Here is a 20,532-nt window from a genome sequence, read left to right as displayed (position 1 = left end):
TTTTTTTTTTTTTTGAAAATATAACAGTTTCAAAATCAATTAAACATTGCGTCTTTACTGCATTTTAGAGTTGATATGATGTATGATTTCATCAATATCAGTTTCAAAATCAAACCAACTAATTGTATCATCTTTTCTAAACCACGTTAATTGACGTTTAGCAAAGCGTCTGGTATTTTTTTTGATTTCAGAAATGGCAAAATCTAAGGTAGTGTCTCCTTCAAAATGAGCAAATAGCTCTTTATAACCAACCGTATTTAAAGCGTTAAGATCTTTGTGTGGTACTAATGCTTTAGCTTCTTCTAGTAACCCGTTTTCTATCATTATATCTACACGTTGGTTAATTCTATCGTAGATCATAGAACGATCTGCATTTAGTCCGATTTTAATGGATTTAAATGGTCTGATTTTTTCAGAATTTGTTAGAAAAGAAGAATAGGGTTTCTTGGTTCCTATACAAATTTCTAAAGCTCTAATAACGCGTTTAGGGTTATCTATTGCAATAGAATTGTAAGCAGTGGGATCTAAGGTTTTAAGTTGTTCTTGTAAAGGTGATATGCCTTCGGTTTTAAACTGAAGATTAAGCGAAGTCCTAATTTTAGAGTCCACCTCTGGAAAATAATCCAAACCCTCCGTTACTGCTTTGACGTAAAGACCAGAGCCTCCAACCATAACTACAACCGGATTTGTATGATGCAATTCTTCAATTTTAGAAATGGCATCACGTTCAAAATCACCTACGTTAAATGGTTCTTTAATAGATTTATGTTGAATAAAATGATGCTTCGCAGCGTTTAGTTCTTCTTTTGAAGGTACAGCGGTTCCTATCTCCATCTCTTTAAAGAATTGACGCGAATCGGCGGATACGATTTCAGAATTAAAATGTTGAGCTAACTTTATGCTTAATGCCGTTTTGCCAATGGCAGTAGGGCCAACAATAGTAATGAGATACTTCTGGGAGATTTTAGACATTAATTAAGCTACGATTTTTTAGGATGGAGTTCATTTCCACAGTTATAACAATATTCTGAATTATCTCTGTGGTCAGACACAAAACAGTTTGAACAGTGTTGTGAATTAAGCTGAATCGTAATATTGTCATCTGGGTTTTTATAAGGATCATAGCCTTTGTTTTTAAGTCCTTTATTTTCGGCATCTTCTTTTTGACTCGTTCTGACATATTCGGCAGATACAATTCCTGTAGGAACAGCAATTATTCCATAACCTAAAATCATAATAAAGGTGGTAATAAATTGGCCTAATGGAGTCTGTGGCGCTATATCTCCAAACCCTACTGTTGTTAATGTTACCACACACCAATAGACGCTTTTTGGGATGTTATCGAACCCATTAGCTTCACCTTCAACCAAGTACATAATCGTTCCGAAAATTATAGATGTAATCATCACGGCAAATAAAAAGACCATTATTTTTACACGACTAGCAACTAATGAAGCTTTTAGGTGGTTTGAAGCTCCTAAATATCGCGCTAATTTTAAAATTCTAAATACCCTAAGTAATCGTAATGCTCTTAAAGTTACTAAAGCCTGAGAACCTACAAATATGAAAGAGAGATACATAGGTATAGTCGATAAGAAGTCAATGATTCCTAATGAACTAAAGATATATTTAAATGGTTTTTTTACCGATATTATTCTTAAAATATACTCGATAGAAAACAGAATTGTAACTACCCACTCTCCAACATAAAGGAGTTGGTGGTATTTTTCATCTATACTAACAACACTTTCGAGCATTACTAAAATAATGCTAAGCAATATGAATATTAGCAATAGTATATCAAAAAGTTTTCCAGAAGGTGTATCTGCTTCATAGATAACTTCATGTAGTTTTATTTTCCAATTTTCTTGCTTATTCGGTTCCATATTCTAAATGTACGAAAAAGTTAAATTATAGTTTTTCTATAGTCATTGTTTGTTTTGTAACCTGTGAATAACCATAAAAAGTAGCAAAGACAACTACTATTAGTATTAACCTTAACGTCATATATTTTAATTTAAGTCAACAACTTTTAATCTTTTATTTCGTCGCAGATAACTTTGAATAATATGCTGTGTATCTTTATTGTTCTCCATAGGTGTTATTAGCGATTTTAAAATCGCTTTATTATTTATTTGATGATTAAGATCAAAATATCCCATGCCTTTAAAGATCCCATCTTCTATTAAGAAAACACTTTTTTCTTCAATATCTCGACCTTTATCAATGATAAGCATATTTTTATTAGAATAACTATACTTTTCTATAAGATCGTTTACCCTTTTATTATACGATTCTTTTGGTTCTTCATTAATACAAGCACCATTGCACTCTTTTACTTCGTATTTAAAGCAACTCGTTTTTGTAGTGTATAGGTCGGTGAGTTTTTGGCATAAGTTATAATCGTCTGCCGCTTTAAACATAAAATGTTTACCACTTGCTCTTGTATTGAACGTTGTAATAGGAGCTTCTTCTCTGTTAGATTTATCGATAAATAGATTTATATAACCATTAGAATCCGTAAAACTATACAATGCATGCGTAAATATAGTTCGTCGTAATGCTCTGTTAAAAATGGGTTTATTCGCTTTTATGGCAGCGCTTTCCTTTAACAACGCAGCTAATTCACTTCCTGTTTTTTCATAAGTTACTGTACTTACTAACTTCTGAATTTTCTTTGACTTAGAATTTGTACCTGTAAAATGCTGAACAATTCGTTTTCTGATGTTTTTACTTTTACCAATATATATAATATCTCCGTTGGCATTATGGATGTAATAAACTCCAGTGTCTGAAGGTAATTCTTCTATAATATCTAATAGGTTTGGCGCTATTTTAGATTTTTTTTCAATCTTAATCGCATTTTTTACAATAACCTTATCTAGATCTTTGTTAAGTAGCATTTTAAACAATTTCACTGTCGCCATGGCATCTCCATTAGCTCTATGTCTATCACTCATAGGAATACCTAATGCACGCGTCAGTTTACCTAAACTATACGAGTTCATATCAGGAATAAGTTGTTGAGAAAGCTCAACAGTACAAAGTGTTTTTCTTTTAAATGGAAATCCTAAACGTTTAAATTCGGTTTTAAGAATTCTATAATCAAATGAAGAATTGTGAGCAACTATGATGCAATCTTCAGTGATTTCGACAATGCGCTTAGCCACCTCATAAAATTTTGGTGCATTTTTAAGCATTTTAGAATTGATACCTGTAAGATTAACCACAAAAGGTTGAATTTCACGTTCTGGATTAACCAATGAAATAAATTGGTCGGTTACTTTATGGCCATCAAATTGGTAAATTGCAATTTCGGTGATGCCTTCTTCATTATACTTACCACCTGTGGTTTCTATGTCTAGTATTGCGTAGATGTTATTTGCTTTTAGTTGTTTATACACTAAATCGAACTAAGAGAAGCAATCTAAATATTGTATGAGATTACTTCGAAGTATGGTATCGAAATGATGTATTACTTATAATTTCGTGACCCAAATATACTACTTCCAACACGAACCATAGTACTTCCGCATTCAATTGCTAATTTATAGTCGCCACTCATTCCCATACTAATAGTATTGAGTTCCGTGTTTATGTTTTTAAGCTCTGAAAATGTGTGTTTTAGGAATTTAAATTCAGTTTCAACTTGTTTCATATCATCTGTAAAAGTTGCCATTCCCATAACACCAGTAATTTTGATATGCTTTAAATCTGAAAATTCATCTGATTGCAAAAGGGTAGCAGCATCAGTTGCAGACATTCCAAATTTACTATCTTCTTCTGCAATTTTAATCTGAAGCAAACAGTTAATAATTCTATTGTGTTTTTTTGCTTGTTTGTTAATCTCTTTTAATAGTTTAAAACTTTCCACACCATGAATTAAACTTACAAATTCAGCCATATATTTCACTTTATTTCGCTGAACATGTCCAATCATGTGCCACTCAATGTCCTTTGGCATGTCTTCGTGTTTCTCAACCATTTCTTGGATTTTATTTTCGCCAAATATGCGTTGACCAGCATTGTAGGCTTCCATTAAATCGCTAATAGGTTTTGTTTTAGAAACGGCAACTAAAGTGACGTCTTCTGGTAAGGTTGATTTTATATTATTTAAGTTGTCTTGAATGTTCATTTTTGATGTTTGTTGTTTAGTTGTCTGACTCAACAACTAATAGATAAACGATTAACTCTTTTTTTAATATTCATATATCGTAATCCCACTTCTCAATTTCGGTAGAATATAAGTGCTTTTTGGTGGCATTGTTAAGCCTTCATCTGCAATTTGTTTCATCTGTTCTACATTTGAAGGACACATACCAAAACCTACGACGTATTCTCCGCTATCTACACCACTTTTGATGGTCACCATGTCGTGTTGGCCATTAACATACGAAATTCTATTATCATGTCTTAAGTCATTAATACCTAAAATGGACTGAAGAACCGTTTTGTAAAGTATTTGCGCGTCTAACTGGTCTAATGCAGTTTTAAATTCGTAAGCTGTTTTACGTAAATAAAGGGAATAAAACTCACCATCTAAATACATGCTAAAATGATGTGGTTTAGCTGGTTTGTATGGTATTTGACCTCTGTTTTCAATACGATACGAAGCATCTAGTTGTATTAAAAATGCTTCTTTTGATAACCCATTTAAATCTGTAATGAGTCTGTTAAATTCATGAATCACTAAATCCGATTCAGGAATTAAATACGACATAAAAAAGTTATATGACTCATTACCATTGTGATTAGGGTTTTTTGCTTTTTCATCTTTATGTAATAGGTAAGATGAAGCAGATCTATGATGACCATCGGCAATGTAAATGGTCTTCATTTTCTCAAATTCATTTTGGATTGTAGCAATGGTGTCGTCATCATCTATTTTCCACAGACAATGAGTATCTCTATACGTCATTGTAAACTCAAACTCAGCATGTTCCTTTTGAGCTTCCTTTATAATATTTGCAATTATAGCATTATCAGGATAGGTTAGTAATACAGGTTCTGCATTAAAGCCAACGGTTTGTAAATAACTTTTAAAGGTTTCTTCACGTTTGGCAATCGTATCCTCATGTTTTTTAATAATGTCATTTTCATAATCTTCAGCACTTGTAGCTGCAACAATGCCACTAAACTCTTGTTTATGTCGATTGACAATTTTATACACATAAAACGATGGTTTTTTATCTTGAATAAAAATACCATCCTCTTTAAATTCTAAATATCGATTTTTCACTAACTTGTAACGTTCCTCACCTGTAACTTCTTGGTCGTATTTGTAACCAGGATTAACAATATGAAGAAAACTAAACGGATTATAAGCCATTCGAGATTCGCGCTCATCAATCGTGTAACTTTGATATGGTCGCGCAGCAACAAGTCCAACGATTGCTCTTGTTGGTTTTACAGCTTTGAATGGGGTTATTTTTGGCATAAAATGGTAATCAGTGTTCAGTGTTCAGTAATCAGTAATCAGTATTCAGTAATCAGTGTTCTGTCGCTTCAGATTTTTTGAGATCCGAATTTCTCCGGATTTCGAATCATATAATTTATAAGTTTTCCAATTTCAAGACTTTGGTCTGTGAGTTCATTAAATTGCTCTTGGCTAATATAATCACAAGCCAATGCAAATTCTAACCAAGTTTGTGTTTCAGAATTTTCAGCATCACAGTCAGTTAATTTACTTATAAAATGTTTTGGGTAAAGTCGTTTTCTATAGGCTTCTGCCATATTTGCGCAAACACTTCTTGATGAACGTCTAATTTGATCAGTTAATGAATAGGTCTCTTCTTTTGGAAATGATTTAGATACATCCAAAATTTTCATGCCTAAATCAAATCCCTTCTTATAGGCAAGTAAATCTTGAAATTTCATAATTTATTTAATTATTCGATAGCTAAGCATTAATATTACTGACCACTGACCACTGACCACTGACTACTTCATAAACTGCCCAGAAACTTTTTCCGCTTTCCGACTCTCAGCATAATCATAAAACCCTTCACCAGATTTTACACCTAATTTACCAGCCATAACCATATTTACTAATAAAGGACAAGGTGCATATTTAGGGTTTTTAAATCCGTCGTACATGACATTCAATATAGAAAGACAAACATCTAATCCTATAAAATCGGCCAATTGTAATGGACCCATGGGATGTGCCATTCCAAGTTTCATTACGGTATCAATTTCTTGGACTCCAGCAACTCCGTTGTAAAGCGTTTCAATAGATTCATTAATCATTGGCATTAAAATGCGGTTGGCAACAAAACCAGGATAATCATTAACTTCTGTTGGTGTTTTACCTAAAGTTTTAGATAATTCCATAATAGTTGTAGTGACATCATCACTTGTGCTGTAACCTCTAATGATTTCTACCAATTTCATAATTGGCACCGGATTCATAAAGTGCATACCAATAACTTTATCTGGTCGTGAAGTGACTGCAGCAATTTGAGTAATGGAAATAGACGACGTGTTTGTGGCTAAAATGGTATCCGCATTACAAACGTCGTCGAGTTGTTTAAAGATTTTTAATTTTAAATCTAAATTTTCTGTGGCTGCCTCAACAACCAAATCACCATTTTTTACGCCTTCTTCTGTTTTTGTGAATGTGGTAATGTTTGCTAAGGTTTCAGCTTTATCAGCGTCACTAATTTTTTCTTTAGCCACCATTCTGTCTAAATTTCGAGCAATGGTATCCATGCCTCGTTTTAAAGACGCATCACTAATATCGATAAGTTGAACGTTAAATCCTGATTGTGCAAAAGTGTGTGCAATTCCATTTCCCATGGTTCCTGCACCTATAACTGCTATGTTTTTCATTGAAAATTTATTTTTTATTCCCGATAAATCGGTAATCTATTCTTTTATAACTTTGGAATATTATTTTGAGATTCCCATTTTTATAGGAATTAAAACTGATTAATAATCATATTGGCAACACGTAAGGCTTCCGTACCATCATGTAAAGTTACAATTGGCTTTTTGTTATTGTTAATAGCGTCTGCAAAGGTTTCTAGTTCGTCTAAAATAGCGTTATTGTTGGTTATATTTGGATTGTCAAAATAGATTTGTTTTTTAATACCTTCTGCATTTTGAAGAATCATATCAAAATCACCAGGATTATTAGGTGCATCTTTCATTTTTACAACTTCACATTTCTTCTCAAGAAAATCTACAGAGATGTAAGCGTCTTTTTGGAAAAAACGCGTTTTACGCATGTTTTTTAATGAAATTCTACTCGCTGTTAAGTTGGCAACACAGCCATTTTTAAACTCTATTCTTGCATTAGCAATATCGGGAGTTTCACTCACCACTGATACACCACTTGCAGAAATATGCTTTACAGGAGACTGCACTACAGAAAGAATAATATCAATATCATGAATCATTAAATCTAAGACCACAGGCACATCTGTACCACGAGGATTAAACTCAGCCAATCTATGACATTCTATAAACATCGGACTTTTTATTTGGTCCTTTACACCAATAAACGCAGGATTAAAGCGCTCTACATGTCCAACTTGGCCTTTAACTTCGTTTTCAGCAACCAAAGTTCTGATCGTTTCTGCTTCTTCAACCGTATTGGTAATTGGTTTTTCTATAAAAATATGTTTCCCTTTTTTGATGGCTTTTTTTGCACAATCGTAATGCGAAAGGGTAGGGGTTACAATGTCTACGACATCAACAGCATCTATTAAATTGTCTATTGAATCGAAATACGTATAACCAAATTCTTCAACTACACGTTTAGCATTTTCAGGATCTGCATCGTAAAAACCTATAAGGTCGTATTTATTAGATTGATTGAGTAATCTTAGATGAATTTTACCAAGATGACCAGCACCAAGAACACCAACTTTGAGCATATTTTTATGTTTTTAACAAAAATAGTAGATTTGAATTAGATAATTCGTAAAGAATGACTAAAAGTTCATTGTCTAAATTTTAAACATGATAAATTGTTTTCTTTCGTATAAGTTTTAAAATTAAAAACATTTCATCTTATTAATGTGATTAGTTTTAGTTTATGAAAATATCATCAAAATTTGAATTTCATTTTAAAATTTGAACTTTTTGAGGTTGGAAATTGCTTTTCTTTGAGCTATTTTTACAGAAACTAAACTACGCTTTGAAAGATACATTTAAGCATCAAGGGATGCGACAGCAACTTGTTGAAACACTAATAAATAAAGGTATTAAAGATAAATCTGTGTTAAAAGCAATTGGAAAAATTCCAAGGCATTTATTTATGGATTCAGGATTTATAGATTATGCCTACCAAGACAAGGCATTTCCTATTGCTGCTGACCAAACCATTTCTCAGCCTTATACTGTTGCTTTTCAATCTGAATTATTGCAAGTGCAACCAGGTGATACTGTGTTAGAAATTGGTACAGGTAGTGGTTATCAAACTGCTGTACTTTTAGAACTTGGTGCTAAAGTTTACAGCATAGAACGTCAGCATGAACTCTTTAAAAAAACGTCTAAATTTCTTCCTAAAATAGGCTATAGAGCAAAGAAATTCATCTTTGGAGATGGTTATAAAGGTTTACCAGTTGAAGCTCCGTTTCAAAGTATAATCGTAACAGCAGGTGCTCCTTATGTGCCTAATCCGCTGTTGAGCCAATTAGCCATTGGTGGCCGTTTAGTGATTCCTGTTGGAGATGATGTACAAGTAATGACCTTATTTATTAGAAAAGGACCAAAGGATTTTGAAAAACACGAATTTGGTGATTTTAGGTTTGTTCCAATGTTAGAGGATAAGAATTAATGTATCCTCTGAAATAGAGTTTAGATTTAAACGTCCTTCATACCTCGTAAAATATACTAATATGGTCTGTTGAAAGGCAACACTAGTTTGTAGTCTTTACAAACGCATCTTTTCCACCAACTACTGGTAAGGTTAATGACGTGTCACCCAAGTGAATTGTTAGTTCTGTTCCAGGTTTTGGGTGCAGGGTAAATTCTTTATCACTTGAGAATATTAAAAAACCTATTTGTTGTCCGGCTTTTATAATCTGATCGTCTGGTTGTAAATCAAAAGAGACGGTGTAATCTTCACCAACGACTAAATCTTCTTCTTTAGTCAAAGACTTATGATTTTTAGGATCTGCCCAACCACGTGTAATAATATTGTCTGTAATTTTAATGTCTTCTCCCTCTTGCCATGGCAAAGAAACTAACCAAACTGATAAATTGGCTGCAGGTTTACTACTAGCTAATGAGATTGTAACATTTGGAACACCTGAGATATGAAGGTCTTCTTTTAATTTTGGAGTTACGTATAGTAGTCTGTTTTTCGAGGTTGTTGCTTTGGCATGCTCGCTTCCTGAAATTGAAGCGTCATCAGAAAACATTTCTTCTGCCTCTGCAACTTTATCTAATGTTAGGCCTCCAATAGAAGCTCCTCCAGGTGTTAAATGTAAGGTTACATCTGAAGCGTCAGGATTTGGATAATCTTTATATGCTGTTGGTGCTTGTGGATCATCATGTTCTCTAACAATATAAGATTTGTTTTCTTCCTTTTCAACACCATTATCAACACCATGAAGATATTTAGTAAACCAACGATTCATCAATGTCATTGGAGGTGGTCCACCGTGTCCGTTTTGATGATAAAATATTTGAGTTGGTAGTCCTTTTTCTTTTGCAGCCTTATAAATTCGATAACTGTGTTCTGGCATAACATTCCAATCGTTAAAACCATGTGCCATTAGCAAGGCAGCTTTCATGTTATCCATTTGGTTAAGGTAGTCTCGTCCTGCCCAAAACTCGTTATAATCTCCAGTTTCTCTATCCATACCGTTTTTCATTTCGGTATCTCTCACAGTCTTATTATTGTAAGGCCTGTTTTCTTCTTTTCCGCTATGTACAAAGTCATACAGCACATCAATATCTTCACCTAGATAACCACCTGGCGAACGAACTAAACCGTTAGAACGGTAATAGTGATAGTACGATGTGTTTGGTGCAATAGGAATAATAGCTTCAAGACCTTCAACACCTGTAGTTGCTGCAGCTAAAGGTAAAGTTCCGTTATATGACGTTCCTGTCATACCAACTTTTCCGGTTGACCAATAGGCTTTAACTTCTTCATTTCCTTCGCGCTCAGTGTATCCTTTTGCGCGTCCGCATAACCAGTCTATCACTGTTTTTGGTGCTAACGTTTCATTTTCTCCACCAATGGTTGGTGCTCCGTCAGATAAACCTGTTCCTGGTGACGAAGAATGCACAACAATATAACCTCTTGGAACCCATTTTCTAAGATGCGAATTAGAAATAATTGGTCGTTGTCCTCGTCTTGTAACTTCAGGGTGAACACGCTCTTTTCCTGTTTCTCCTAGTTCAATATTAACGTCCCACATAACTCCTGGTAAATCTGATGCCACTCCAGCAAAATAAGGACTTGTAACGTAAATTACAGGTAGCTTTAAACCTTCTGTTTCAGTTTGTTCTGGTCGTGTTACAGCAACGTGCATACGATCTGGTTGACCATCTCCATCCGTATCAAACTCGGTTTCTACCCATAAATCGTGACGAATCCATTTATTAGTGTCTACAAAGGCATCAACAATTTGCGCTTCTCCATCTTTAAAAATGGGTGTTGTTTTTTCGGTTGTGTTTTGAGCACAACTTACTATTGAAAATGATAAAGCAATCAGTACTATTGAAATGGATTTTGGTGAGATGATCATTTAAATAATGTTTTGAAAGTGTTTTGATAAAAATAGGTTGAATAAATCAATACTCAAATGTGATTCTTGCCTTGTTAGGAAATGTAAATAATAGCATTAATTTTTAGGCAAATAGTCTTCTGGAATAGGAAAATCTTCAGATTCTTGTTTCCAATACAAGTTAATAATCCACCAACGTGTCCCATCATTAAACAACTGAATGCTATTAATGCCACGCATAAAAGGTGTTTTGTCGTCTTTACTTTTATAAGCTTCGTAGGTGCTAAAAATCTGTGTTAAATTTCCGAAAGTTTGTGTCTCTCGTTTAATTTCTATTTCATGAAATCCGTTTTGCTGCAACCAATTGCCTGAAGTTTTAATATAGTCGCTTGGTGACATATAACGAACGGTTGTTTTTCCATCTTTTACACCTATTGGAATTAGTTTCGCATCTTTTCTAAATAAATGCTTAAATAAATCCCAATCGCGTGCTTCTTCTTTATCTCCAGAAATGACTGAATATAAGGTTGCAACTGTGCTATCTATAGTTGTGACTTTACTTGAGTAATCTTTTTTTTCTTGTGCAGTAACACTTAGTGTAATTAGAAGTAAAAATAATGTGATATTCGTTTTCATTTATTTTATTGATTTTGTTCAAATGGGTTTACTGAATTCATTTGATTTGGCTGGACTAAATTAATCATTCTTTTCGTTGGTTCTATAATTTCCCCTTTTTCATTCCAAAACACCCATTCTTTAAGACTTATCGTATTTGTAATAATTTCGTAATTACACCCTCCAATACTATCAATGTTAACTACTGATATTCCATATTTTCCTTTGGCTAATTTGTAACTATTGGTACTTTTAAAAATCCATTCACCAACTCGATATGAATAGTCAACTTCACTTGGTACGATAGCACAAAAAGTGAATGAAGCATGTTCAATTTCTCCAATAGAAGTATAACTTTCATACTCTGATTGTTCATTTTTACAATTGAAAAACAATATAGAAATAAAGAAAATTAAACTGAACTTATTCAAAATAGTTATATTAAAAGAATTTTAAACCAAACATAATAGCATCACTCTGAAATCCGCTTTGATAAGAACGTATATAATCAACTCTTAAGAACCTCCATTTTCCCCAACCAATATTGTCAATACCTACAGAATATTCTTGATAAGGACTAAAATCTGGTTTTGCTAAAAGATGAGCACCTACTACTAAGTTAAAATTAAGTTTATTGAGTAAAGGTATTTTTCCAAGTAAAAAGCCATTAAAATCGTGTTCCACATGGCCTTCAAAATAAGTGTCGTTTGTACTTGCAGAATAATAATCTAAATTGTTGAATACATTAGTATAGTTGCCTTCTGTGCTGACATGTGTTTGGTTGCCATTAAAATGTTGGTAATCCATAAAGGCAATATCTTCGGCATTAAAAAAGGTTCCTGCTTTTACATTATACATAAATCGACCTTTGTCTTTTATATTAAACGATTGCCTTAAGCTTGCTTTAATTTGATCGAAATTATAATCGCTATCTGTAGCACCAAATCCTTTTTCGTAACCCAAGTATAAAGTTGGATAGTCATCATTACTAACATTGTATTTAGCATCTGGATAACTTAAATATTCTTGACCAAAATTAATTCGAGCATCTATTGTTCCTTTTACAATATTGTGTGTTTCAAATGGTGCTATACCAAATGCTGTTTCGTTTAGTGGATTATTACTAGTGTAAACATCATTTTCTTCATTTATAAATGTTTGGTCTGTTGTGTTGAAGAGTGCTTTTCGTCGCTCGTAACTTAAACCTGCGTATAACCTGAAGCCGTTAAAAAGTTCTTCCGAATAATTTAAAGCCAGATAACTTTTGTCGTACAATTTTATGTAATTATCTTCAAAAAAGAGTGTGCTTACTGAATTGATTAATGGTGAAATAGGATTTGAAGGATTAAATTGTTCCGCTGAAACTCCACCAGACAACGACAAGAATGAATTACTAATACTATTAAACTTATAAGTTATAGCACCTGTAGCACGTAAACGTTCATCTGAAAATCCGTATTGAAGGTTCCCATTAACGCTTAAGAAACGATTAAAATCGTCATAATTTTTTGTGTAGAATACATTAGCATTAGCTGTATAGCCTTGTACAGTATTAAACTGAACTCCTAATAACGGAATATCATAACCCAAACGGTAATCCTTATGTGAATTTTGATAGGTGTAGCCTAAGATACTTCCTAGTTTGAATTTATTTCTAACATTATCTATAGAATCTAAATAGGGTTTAGACTCTCGTAGAACCTGAATACTATCTTTTTTTACGTAATCTGTACGTTCTTCTGAAGTTAGAGGTACAGGTCTAATGGCATTCCAGAATATAGAATCTTTTTTGTTGGCCTCTTTTTCAAAAGCGACAATTTCTCGGCTAAAATCACTTCTTGTAAGTCCTGAGTTAAACTCGTAATTACTATACACTGCTGTAAAACGACCTTCACCTTTAATTCCGAATAAAGCATATTTAAAATCGATACTTTGCGAAATTCGAGCCCAAATATCATCGGTTTCAGAATATGAAAAGCTCTGTTGTAACGAAATTATATCGACCATAGGAATACGTGCTTGGACTCCTGTAAGATCTAATTCTAGAGCGTAAATATCCCATTGGTCTTCAACAATATATATAAAGCCCGAAAAAACGGGGTCATTAACACGTTTAGGAATCACTCTAATTTTATTAATCAGGTTGCCTCTGTCATCATAAAATATACCTTCCAATTTATAGCGATAATAACTAAAAGCATTATTTGCTATTGGTGAAATAATTTCATTTCCAAAATTCACCGAATTATTATAAAAATTGAAATTAACGTCTAGTGCGCTATTAAAACTAAAACCATTACTGTCACCACTTATTTTTGAAGCTGTTATTTTTTCTTTTAATTTATCTGGACTCAAAAACTGAAGATGAGAAATGGTTTCAGATAAGTAAACGATACCGCTTCGGGTGGAGTCTAAACCACCTCCTAAATCACCTACCTCTTGACCCATTATTTTTTCAGGAGCATCTTTTATTTTTATGAGTCCTCTAGAATAGAAATCAGCTTTAAAGGACTTAATTTTTTCAAGATTAGCTTTTCGTTGTGCTATGGCTTGTTGCATTATAGCGTTTGCCGGATCGTTTTCAGAGTCGATTACAACTTCGTTTAGCGAGACAGATTCTTCAGTTAACGTAACATCTAGTTGATATGGAAATTGATTTACAGTAACCGTCTTTTTTACAGTTTTGTAACCTAAATAACTATAAACAATGGTATATGTTTTTGGTGTTGAGATATTGAGGTCGTAATAGCCATCGTCATTACTTGTTGTGCCTTTGTAGGTATTCTCAATTACTATATTTACAAAAGGAAGTGCTTCGTTGTTTTGATCCGTAATGTTTCCTTTAATTTGTGCAAGAGCTAGTGTGCTATAAGCAATTAGGAAAATATTGAGTAGTTTTTTAGTCATATAGTATTGATTGATTTGCTAAACACAACACTTCCAAGGATACATGCATCTCTTATAAAAACGATTATGAACCGTATTTATTTATAAAGACGCAAATAAAAATGAAATGGTTGCCTAATAGGTATCAAACTTAAACTATAATTTGTTGCCGTAAGGTAATAGTAATCTTAAATTTATCGGAAATTTTTCTTAATACGATCTAAATTTCGCTTGTTGTCACGATCTTTAATGGTTTCGCGTTTGTCGTAGAGTTTTTTTCCTTTTCCTAGTCCAATGATAAGCTTTGCTAAACCTCTGTCGTTAATGAATAATTTTAAAGGAATGATAGCATTACCTTTTATATCCATTTCTTTTTTTAGCTTTTTAAGCTCTCTTTTGTTTAAGAGTAGTTTGCGTTCGGCTTTAGGTCTGTGGTTATAATAAGTACCATATTTATACTCTTCAACCGTCATATTAATAACAAACAATTCACCTCTGTCGTTAAACTCACAAAAGCTTTCTGCAATAGATGCTTTACTAGATCTGATGGATTTAATTTCAGTTCCAGTAAGTACAATTCCAGCCGTATATTTATCAAATATGTCGTACTGAAATTTTGCTTTCTTATTTAGTATGTTAATCGTTTTTTGCATGGATGCCAAAGATAGGAAAGTCAAATAGAAATTTGAATATTGACGGCTATAAAAAGTTTGAGCATAAAAATACTGCTCGCAACCCCTTTATAATTCAATTGCAAGAGAAAACTTAGTCTCAGTGATTTCTAACTTAAGGTAATTTAATCTTCAGAAGGTACAAACTTTAGTGCATCTCCATTAATACAATGGCGCTTTCCTGTAGTTTCTTTTGGGCCATCATTAAATACATGGCCTAAATGACCTCCACACGTCGCACAATGTTCTTCGTTTCTGGTGTAACCAATTTTAGTGTCTGTACTAAAAGCAACATTGCCTTCAATAACACGATCAAAACTTGGCCAGCCAGTACCAGAATCAAATTTGTGTTCACTTTTATATAATGGAGTATTACAGCCTGCACAATGATACACCCCTTTTTCGTAGTTTTTATTTAATGCGCTAGAGAATGGACGTTCTGTTCCTGCTTCTCTTAGAATGTGGTATTGATCTGCCGTAAGTTGTGCTTTCCATTCGGCTTCGGTTTTAGTAACCTTAAAGGTTTTATTTTCTTTTGTTTCTGTTTTTTGAGCTGAACTGTTACAACTTAAAAACAAACTTATAAGTGTTAATAATGCTATCTTTTTCAAAATTAAAATGTCTAAAATTATAGTTTGTTTCATTGGTCGTTGTTATTTGTTAATCATTACAATGTAATACCAATGTTAATTTTAAATTACATTCGTAATTATGCTTGTCTTTATTTTTATTATTGTTAAATTTAATGCATCAACAATTTGTTAATATTTGTCAATGAAAATAATACATATAAGTGCAGAATGTTACCCAATTGCAAAAGTAGGTGGTTTGGCTGATGTTGTTGGCGCTTTACCTAAGTACCAAAATGAAATTGGTGCAAACAGTTCTGTTATAATGCCTTTTTATAACAATAAATTTACCCAAGCACATAAATTTACTTCGGTTTATGAAGCTGATTTAAGACTTGGTAATAAAGAATTGAATTATAACATATTAAAAATTGATGGTTCAGTTTTAGATTTTGATGTTTTCTTTGTGCATGTTGAAGATTTGCTTTACACTGAGAGTGTGTATACAGATAACGATACCGATCGTTTTTTAGCCTTTCAAATTGCGGCTTTAGATTGGATATTAACTTTAAAAGAAAAGCCAAATATTATTCATTGTCATGACCATCATACGGGCTTAATTCCATTTATGGCCCAAGAAAGTTATACGTATGAATCGCTGAATAAAATCCCTGTAATTACGACTATTCATAATGCTCAATATCAAGGATGGATGGCTTATGATAATTTGTATAAGATTCCAAGTTTTAATATTGAAAATGTTGGACTAATTATGTGGGAAGACATGATTAACCCATTAGCAGCAGCAATAAAATGTGCTTGGAGAGTTACAACTGTTTCTCCAAGCTATATGGAAGAATTAAAATATAGTGCTAACGGATTAGAGTCGTTATTATATCACGAAAACTTAAAAGCTGTAGGAATTTTAAACGGAATAGATTCTGAGGTTTGGAATCCAGAAACGGATAAATACATTGTAAAGAATTATAAAAAATCGACTGTTGAATCGGGGAAAAAAGCCAATAAAAAATGGTTGTGTGCACAGTTTAACTTAGATGAAAGCAAACCGTTATTTGCATTTATTGGTCGTTTAGTTGGTGAAAAAGGCGCTGAACTTTTACCTTATGCAATAGATTATGCACTGCGCTCTAAAGACATATCTGTTATTGTTTTAGGTTCAGGCTCTAAAGAGACAGAAGGACAATTACTTGAATTAATACCAAAACACAGCGGAAATTATAACGCATTCATTGGTTATGACGAAAAGCTCTCTCATATTATTTATGCAGGAGCAGACTTTTTACTAATGCCATCTCGTGTTGAACCTTGCGGCTTAAACCAAATGTACTCTCTAAGATATGGAACCGTACCTGTTGTAAGACGTATTGGTGGATTAAAAGATACAGTTATTGATATTGGAGACGATGGTTTTGGAATTTGTCATAATGAAGTTTCTGTACATGACGTTTTACACTCAATTAACAGAGGAAAAGAATTTTATAAACAACAAAAGAAATTTAAAGCGAATAGAAAACATATAATGAGTATAGATCATTCTTGGAAAGTCTCTGCAAGAGCGTACATAGAATTATATTCATCAATAAAATAAACTAACTAAACTAAATAAGTACTATGATAAATGATGAAGTATTGAGCATCATTCTTGGTGGAGGCCAAGGATCGCGATTATATCCCCTTACAGCAGATAGAGCTAAACCAGCAGTTCCTATTGCCGGAAAATACAGATTAGTAGATATTCCTATTTCTAACTGTATCAATTCAGATATTAAGCGAATGTATGTATTAACACAGTTCAATTCTGCATCTTTAAATCAGCACATAAAAAACACGTATCACTTTAGTTTTTTTAGTAGTGCTTTTGTAGATGTTTTGGCAGCAGAACAAACGATGCATAGCGACGAATGGTTTCAAGGTACAGCTGATGCGGTAAGACAAAGTATGCATCATTTTTTACAAAATGATTTTAAATATTTTTTAATTCTCTCTGGAGATCAATTATATAATATGGATCTTGAAGATATGATTGAAAAACACAAAGAGAGCAAAGCAGAAATCACAATTGCCACCCATCCTGTAAATGCTAAAGATGCTACCGGCTTTGGATTATTAAAAACGAATGAAGAGAATGTAATTACTTCTTTTATAGAAAAACCAGGTTCAGATCTTTTACCAGATTGGACATCTGAAGTTAGTGATGAAATGAAACATGAAGGTAGGCATTATTTAGCTTCAATGGGTATTTATATTTTTAATAGAGACTTGTTAGTAGATTTAATGAGTAATCCAGATACTAATGATTTTGGAAAGGAAATTATTCCACAAGCCATACATAAGCACAAGACTTTAAGTTATCAATATGAAGGCTATTGGACAGATATTGGGACAATAGATTCCTTTTTTGAAGCCAATTTAGGATTAACAGATGATATTCCTAAATTTAATTTATATGGTGAAAACAGAGTATATACAAGAGCTAGAATTTTACCTACATCCAAGATTTCTGGGACAACAATAAATAACTCGGTTATTGCAGATGGTTGTATTATTCATGCAGCTAAAATTGAAAGAAGTGTTATTGGAATTAGATCTAGAATAGGTAAAAATTCTATAGTACAAAACACGTATACTATGGGTAATGATTCCTACGAATCTTTGGCCGATATGGAATCCAAACATATTGAAAACCTTATGGGAATTGGTAAAAATTGCTTTATTAATAACTGTATAATTGATAGGAATTGTAGAATAGGAGATAATGTTAGGATTGAAGGAGGTGCAGGTTTAAAAGAAGCAGAGACCGATCAGTATTTTGTAAAAGACGGTATTGTGGTGATAAAGAAAGGTGCAACGATTCCAAAAGGCACAGAAATTAAATAATATATTCCACAACAATAAATGGCAGAAGTAATTGCACATAGTCGTTTTACAGATTTTGATATTGATCTTTTTAAATCTGGAAAGCATTATCGTTTATATGAAAAATTTGGTTCTCATATTACTACTTTAGATGGAGTAGAAGGAGTGTATTTTGCGGTCTGGGCTCCAACCGCAAAAATGGTATCCGTAGTAGGAGATTTTAACTTCTGGACAGAAGGCGAGCATAAGTTAAATGTACGCTGGGATTCTAGCGGTATTTGGGAAGGATTTATACCAGGAGCAGGTAAAGGCACCAAGTATAAGTATAAAATCCTAAGCAGTAATAACGATATTAAAACAGAAAAAGCAGATCCTTACGCAAGACGTGCGGAGCACAATCCTAATACTGCCTCAATTGTTTGGGACGATAATTACAAATGGAAGGATTCTAAATGGATGAAAAAGCGTAAAAAGAATAATGCGTTAGACGCACCTATTTCTGTTTACGAAGTGCATTTAGGCTCTTGGAAAAAACAAGTGGAAGAGAATCGATTTATGTCTTATGTAGAACTGGCAGATGATTTGGTCAACTACGTAAAAGAGATGAACTTTACACATGTAGAGTTAATGCCAATTATGGAATATCCTTATGACCCATCTTGGGGTTATCAGGTTACAGGCTATTTTGCTCCAACATCGCGATTTGGATACCCTGAAGAATTTAAATTATTGGTCGATAAACTTCACCAAAACGATATTGGGATAATTCTAGATTGGGTACCATCTCATTTTCCTGAAGATGCACATGGACTTGGATTCTTTGATGGTTCTGCATTATATGAACATCCAGATAAACGAAAAGGTTATCACAAAGACTGGAAGAGTTTAATTTTTAATTATGGACGAAACGAAGTCAAATCATTTTTAATAAGTAATGCACTTTTTTGGCTAGACCAATACCATGCGGATGGATTTAGAGTAGATGCCGTTGCATCCATGTTATTTTTAGATTACAGTAGAGAAGATGGTGAGTGGGAACCAAACATGTTCGGTGGTCGTGAAAATCTAGAAGCCATGTCATTTTTAAGAGAAATGAATGAAGCTGTGTATGCTGCTTTTCCAGATGTACAAACTATAGCCGAAGAATCTACTGCTTTTCCTATGGTATCTAAGCCCGTATTTATGGGAGGTTTAGGCTTTGGAATGAAATGGATGATGGGTTGGATGCACGATACACTTGAGTATTTTAGTAAAGAAACCGTATATAGACAGTTTCATCAAAACGACTTAACGTTCTCAATGACCTATGTGTTTACAGAAAACTTTATGTTGCCTCTAAGTCATGATGAGGTTGTTTATGGTAAAGCTTCAATCTTAGGAAAAATGCCTGGAGATGAATGGCAACGTTTTGCGAACTTAAGGTTGTTATACAGCTATATGTTTACACATCCTGGAACCAACTTACTATTTCAAGGTTCAGAATTTGGGCAAAGTAGTGAGTGGAATTTTAAAACTAGTCTCGATTGGCATTTACTTCAATACGATCCGCATAAAGGAGTACAAGAATTAGTAAAAGATCTTAATGCACTCTATAAAAACGAACCTTCTCTACACCAAAAACAATTTGAAGCAGAAGGTTTTGAGTGGATAGATTATGGAGATTCAAAAAACTCAGTTTACAGTTATATTAGAAAAGGAAAAGAAGAAAAGGACGATTTAATAATTGTTTGTAATATGACGCCAGTTCCTAAGGAAAAGTATAAACTCGGTGTGCCTGACAAAGGAAAACTTAGAGAAGTTTTTAATAGTGACTTAAAGAAATATTACGGAACAGGAGACTATAAAAACAAATTAAAAACGACTAAAGCTGATGCGTGGCATTACAGAGATCATTCTATGGAAATTAATATTCCACCTTTAGGTATGGTTGCGTTCAGGTATGAAACCCGAATAAAGCCTAAGAAAAAAACAAAGTTAAAAGCCTAGACGTATTTAAATACAGCTTTTTTTATGGTGATTTATGATTCTAAAAAGGAATCATTTGATATAAACACAGCCCTTTTAAGTTGTAATACTTAAAGGGGCTTATGTGATTTTAAACTTTTCCAAAAAAGATCATGAAATTGACATAGGAGCACTAAATCAATTTACAGTGTTTTTACAAGAGCAAATAATTGAGCTAGACACTAGGTTTCAAATTGCATATAAAGCTAAATATTGGTCGAT

Annotated in this window: 18 protein-coding genes; 4 read left to right on the top strand and 14 right to left on the bottom strand. The window is 33.2% G+C overall.

Annotation, left to right across the window (positions count from 1 at the left end; genetic code table 11):
• Nucleotides 1–54: 54 nt before the first annotated feature.
• The 8 genes from miaA to ITJ86_RS07265 form a co-directional block, all read right to left on the bottom strand.
• Nucleotides 55–972, bottom strand: a complete 918-nt coding sequence (gene miaA, locus ITJ86_RS07300) for a tRNA (adenosine(37)-N6)-dimethylallyltransferase MiaA (RefSeq protein ID WP_195870970.1) — start codon at nucleotides 970–972, stop codon at nucleotides 55–57.
• Nucleotides 973–980: 8 nt separating this feature from the next.
• Nucleotides 981–1,886: an ion transporter gene (locus tag ITJ86_RS07295; protein ID WP_195870969.1), complete on the bottom strand. Its 906-nt coding sequence runs from the start codon at nucleotides 1,884–1,886 to the stop codon at nucleotides 981–983.
• A gap of 126 nt (nucleotides 1,887–2,012) precedes the next feature.
• On the bottom strand, nucleotides 2,013–3,377 hold the full coding sequence (locus ITJ86_RS07290) for an exonuclease domain-containing protein (protein WP_195870978.1): 1,365 nt from the start codon (nucleotides 3,375–3,377) through the stop codon (nucleotides 2,013–2,015).
• A gap of 98 nt (nucleotides 3,378–3,475) precedes the next feature.
• Complete coding sequence (locus tag ITJ86_RS07285; RefSeq protein ID WP_195870968.1) at nucleotides 3,476–4,135, bottom strand: YggS family pyridoxal phosphate-dependent enzyme; 660 nt, start codon at nucleotides 4,133–4,135, stop codon at nucleotides 3,476–3,478.
• 63 nt (nucleotides 4,136–4,198) lie between these two features.
• The gene (locus ITJ86_RS07280) at nucleotides 4,199–5,437 is read right to left on the bottom strand and encodes a DUF1015 domain-containing protein (protein WP_195870967.1); all 1,239 of its coding nucleotides are present in this window, start codon (nucleotides 5,435–5,437) and stop codon (nucleotides 4,199–4,201) included.
• Between the two features lie 68 nt (nucleotides 5,438–5,505).
• Complete coding sequence (locus ITJ86_RS07275; RefSeq protein ID WP_195870966.1) at nucleotides 5,506–5,877, bottom strand: four helix bundle protein; 372 nt, start codon at nucleotides 5,875–5,877, stop codon at nucleotides 5,506–5,508.
• Between the two features lie 63 nt (nucleotides 5,878–5,940).
• A complete protein-coding gene (locus ITJ86_RS07270; protein ID WP_195870965.1) occupies nucleotides 5,941–6,831 on the bottom strand; it encodes a 3-hydroxybutyryl-CoA dehydrogenase in 891 nt (296 codons plus the stop codon).
• A gap of 89 nt (nucleotides 6,832–6,920) precedes the next feature.
• On the bottom strand, nucleotides 6,921–7,880 hold the full coding sequence (locus ITJ86_RS07265) for a Gfo/Idh/MocA family protein (protein WP_195870964.1): 960 nt from the start codon (nucleotides 7,878–7,880) through the stop codon (nucleotides 6,921–6,923).
• Between the two features lie 263 nt (nucleotides 7,881–8,143).
• Between ITJ86_RS07265 and ITJ86_RS07260 the strand changes: the two genes are divergently transcribed.
• Nucleotides 8,144–8,785, top strand: a complete 642-nt coding sequence (locus tag ITJ86_RS07260; RefSeq protein WP_195870963.1) for a protein-L-isoaspartate(D-aspartate) O-methyltransferase — start codon at nucleotides 8,144–8,146, stop codon at nucleotides 8,783–8,785.
• 82 nt (nucleotides 8,786–8,867) lie between these two features.
• Here the strand turns inward: ITJ86_RS07260 and ITJ86_RS07255 are convergent, their stop codons facing one another.
• The 6 genes from ITJ86_RS07255 to msrB form a co-directional block, all read right to left on the bottom strand.
• Entirely contained in the window at nucleotides 8,868–10,709 is a 1,842-nt protein-coding gene (locus tag ITJ86_RS07255) for a Xaa-Pro dipeptidyl-peptidase (protein WP_195870962.1), read from the bottom strand.
• A gap of 96 nt (nucleotides 10,710–10,805) precedes the next feature.
• Nucleotides 10,806–11,324, bottom strand: coding sequence for a hypothetical protein (locus tag ITJ86_RS07250; protein ID WP_195870961.1), 519 nt, complete (start codon nucleotides 11,322–11,324; stop codon nucleotides 10,806–10,808).
• Nucleotides 11,325–11,329: 5 nt separating this feature from the next.
• Complete coding sequence (locus ITJ86_RS07245; RefSeq protein WP_195870960.1) at nucleotides 11,330–11,734, bottom strand: hypothetical protein; 405 nt, start codon at nucleotides 11,732–11,734, stop codon at nucleotides 11,330–11,332.
• Nucleotides 11,735–11,744: 10 nt separating this feature from the next.
• Entirely contained in the window at nucleotides 11,745–14,210 is a 2,466-nt protein-coding gene (locus tag ITJ86_RS07240) for a DUF5686 and carboxypeptidase regulatory-like domain-containing protein (RefSeq protein WP_195870959.1), read from the bottom strand.
• A gap of 173 nt (nucleotides 14,211–14,383) precedes the next feature.
• Nucleotides 14,384–14,842: an SsrA-binding protein SmpB gene (smpB, locus tag ITJ86_RS07235; RefSeq protein ID WP_195870958.1), complete on the bottom strand. Its 459-nt coding sequence runs from the start codon at nucleotides 14,840–14,842 to the stop codon at nucleotides 14,384–14,386.
• A gap of 143 nt (nucleotides 14,843–14,985) precedes the next feature.
• The gene (msrB, locus tag ITJ86_RS07230; RefSeq protein ID WP_195870957.1) at nucleotides 14,986–15,504 is read right to left on the bottom strand and encodes a peptide-methionine (R)-S-oxide reductase MsrB; all 519 of its coding nucleotides are present in this window, start codon (nucleotides 15,502–15,504) and stop codon (nucleotides 14,986–14,988) included.
• Between the two features lie 130 nt (nucleotides 15,505–15,634).
• Between msrB and ITJ86_RS07225 the strand changes: the two genes are divergently transcribed.
• The 3 genes from ITJ86_RS07225 to glgB are packed head-to-tail and all read left to right on the top strand — an operon-like array spanning nucleotide 15,635 to nucleotide 20,292.
• Nucleotides 15,635–17,038, top strand: a complete 1,404-nt coding sequence (locus tag ITJ86_RS07225) for a glycogen synthase (RefSeq protein ID WP_195870956.1) — start codon at nucleotides 15,635–15,637, stop codon at nucleotides 17,036–17,038.
• Between the two features lie 23 nt (nucleotides 17,039–17,061).
• Nucleotides 17,062–18,327, top strand: coding sequence for a glucose-1-phosphate adenylyltransferase (locus ITJ86_RS07220; RefSeq protein ID WP_195870955.1), 1,266 nt, complete (start codon nucleotides 17,062–17,064; stop codon nucleotides 18,325–18,327).
• Between the two features lie 18 nt (nucleotides 18,328–18,345).
• Nucleotides 18,346–20,292, top strand: coding sequence for a 1,4-alpha-glucan branching protein GlgB (gene glgB / locus ITJ86_RS07215; protein WP_195870954.1), 1,947 nt, complete (start codon nucleotides 18,346–18,348; stop codon nucleotides 20,290–20,292).
• The last annotated feature ends 240 nt before the right edge of the window (nucleotides 20,293–20,532 follow it).

It is taken from the genome of Winogradskyella marina, assembly GCF_015645385.1.
GTDB classification, from domain to species: Bacteria; Bacteroidota; Bacteroidia; order Flavobacteriales; family Flavobacteriaceae; genus Winogradskyella; species Winogradskyella marina.
This window is presented reverse-complemented; position numbering and strand designations above follow the sequence as displayed.

What these genes read in the sequence shown, in the direction of transcription:
- ITJ86_RS07250 (WP_195870961.1), bottom strand. Translation starts at nt 11,324, where the DNA reads ATGAAAACGAATATCACATTATTTTTACTTCTAATTACACTAAGTGTT.
- smpB (WP_195870958.1), bottom strand. Translation starts at nt 14,842, where the DNA reads ATGCAAAAAACGATTAACATACTAAATAAGAAAGCAAAATTTCAGTAC.
- ITJ86_RS07220 (WP_195870955.1), top strand. Translation starts at nt 17,062, where the DNA reads ATGATAAATGATGAAGTATTGAGCATCATTCTTGGTGGAGGCCAAGGA.
- ITJ86_RS07255 (WP_195870962.1), bottom strand. Translation starts at nt 10,709, where the DNA reads ATGATCATCTCACCAAAATCCATTTCAATAGTACTGATTGCTTTATCA.
- ITJ86_RS07280 (WP_195870967.1), bottom strand. Translation starts at nt 5,437, where the DNA reads ATGCCAAAAATAACCCCATTCAAAGCTGTAAAACCAACAAGAGCAATC.
- msrB (WP_195870957.1), bottom strand. Translation starts at nt 15,504, where the DNA reads ATGAAACAAACTATAATTTTAGACATTTTAATTTTGAAAAAGATAGCA.
- glgB (WP_195870954.1), top strand. Translation starts at nt 18,346, where the DNA reads ATGGCAGAAGTAATTGCACATAGTCGTTTTACAGATTTTGATATTGAT.
- ITJ86_RS07265 (WP_195870964.1), bottom strand. Translation starts at nt 7,880, where the DNA reads ATGCTCAAAGTTGGTGTTCTTGGTGCTGGTCATCTTGGTAAAATTCAT.
- ITJ86_RS07240 (WP_195870959.1), bottom strand. Translation starts at nt 14,210, where the DNA reads ATGACTAAAAAACTACTCAATATTTTCCTAATTGCTTATAGCACACTA.
- ITJ86_RS07285 (WP_195870968.1), bottom strand. Translation starts at nt 4,135, where the DNA reads ATGAACATTCAAGACAACTTAAATAATATAAAATCAACCTTACCAGAA.
- ITJ86_RS07295 (WP_195870969.1), bottom strand. Translation starts at nt 1,886, where the DNA reads ATGGAACCGAATAAGCAAGAAAATTGGAAAATAAAACTACATGAAGTT.
- ITJ86_RS07225 (WP_195870956.1), top strand. Translation starts at nt 15,635, where the DNA reads ATGAAAATAATACATATAAGTGCAGAATGTTACCCAATTGCAAAAGTA.
- ITJ86_RS07270 (WP_195870965.1), bottom strand. Translation starts at nt 6,831, where the DNA reads ATGAAAAACATAGCAGTTATAGGTGCAGGAACCATGGGAAATGGAATT.
- miaA (WP_195870970.1), bottom strand. Translation starts at nt 972, where the DNA reads ATGTCTAAAATCTCCCAGAAGTATCTCATTACTATTGTTGGCCCTACT.
- ITJ86_RS07275 (WP_195870966.1), bottom strand. Translation starts at nt 5,877, where the DNA reads ATGAAATTTCAAGATTTACTTGCCTATAAGAAGGGATTTGATTTAGGC.